The sequence below is a fragment of the Streptomyces bobili genome (assembly GCF_002154575.1).
Lineage (GTDB): Bacteria > Actinomycetota > Actinomycetes > Streptomycetales > Streptomycetaceae > Streptomyces > Streptomyces bobili.
On the sequence record NZ_MUBA01000854.1, the window covers coordinates 1 to 974 of the forward strand.

The window sequence follows — 974 nt, forward strand, 5'->3', positions numbered from 1 at the left end:
GCGCTGACCGCCGGAGAGCGTGCGGATGCGGGCCTTGGGGTTCAACTCGCCCGCGGAGACGATCCGCTCCGCGATGACGGCGTCCCAGCGGGCCGGGTTGAGGTCGGCGCCCACGAGCAGCGTCTCGGCGACCGTGAGCTGCGGGTACAGCGGCTTGTCCTGGGCGACGTAACCGACACGCGCGCGTGCGGACGCCGGGTCCGTGCCGAGGACGGTGACCGAGCCCTCGGAGGGGGCCAGCAGGCCGGCGGCCAGGGCGAGGAGCGTGGACTTGCCCGCGCCGTTGGGGCCGACGACGGCGCAGACGCGGCCGGTGGGCAGCCGGAACGCGCAGTCGCGCAGCGCCCAGCTGCCGCGCCGGCCGAAGCGCTTGCCGAGCGCGGTTGCCGCCATGGCGGTGTCGGTCATGAAGGGTCCCCCTGGGAGTGCTTGTCGGAGTGCCTGTCGTGGGTGGTTGTGGTGCTGCCTGCGCTGCCTGCGCTGCCTGCGCTGCCTGCGCTGCCTGTGTTGCTGGGGCGGCTGGTGCGGTCCGTGCTCGGCTCTCCGTGGTCGGCCGTGAAGTGCTCGTCCAGTACGGCGGTGAAGAGCGCGCTCACGTCGTCCCGGTCGAGGCCGGCCGTGTGGGCCCGGGTCGCCCACTCGTCCAGCTCGGTGCGCAGGGGCGAGTCGGCGGGGGCGGTGCTCAGGCCACGTCGGACGAAGGTGCCCACACCGCGCCGGGCCTCGACGAGTCCGTCCCGTTCCAGTTCGCGGTAGGCCTTGAGCACGGTGTTGGGGTTGATGGCGGTGGCCTCGACCACCTCGCGGGCCGTCGGCAGCTTGTCGCCGGGGCGAAGCATGCCCAGACGCAGGGCCTGCTTGGTCTGCTGGACGATCTGGAGGTAGGTGGCCACGCCGCTGTGCCGGTCGATGCGGTATTCCACCACTCGACAACCACCCTTTCACTAATTGAGTAGTGAAAGGGTGGTTGTCGA

At 71.8% G+C, this 974-nt stretch carries 2 protein-coding genes; both read right to left on the reverse strand.

All coding sequences use genetic code 11. The features are described from left to right. The coding region (locus tag BZL64_RS38220) for an ATP-binding cassette domain-containing protein (protein WP_143663466.1) at positions 1–408 on the reverse strand (408 nt) is incomplete at its 3' end. Beyond that, positions 405–926, reverse strand: a complete 522-nt coding sequence (locus BZL64_RS38225; protein WP_086773510.1) for a GntR family transcriptional regulator — start codon at positions 924–926, stop codon at positions 405–407. The genes BZL64_RS38225 and BZL64_RS38220, both read right to left, overlap by 4 nt. Positions 927–974 lie beyond the last annotated feature (48 nt).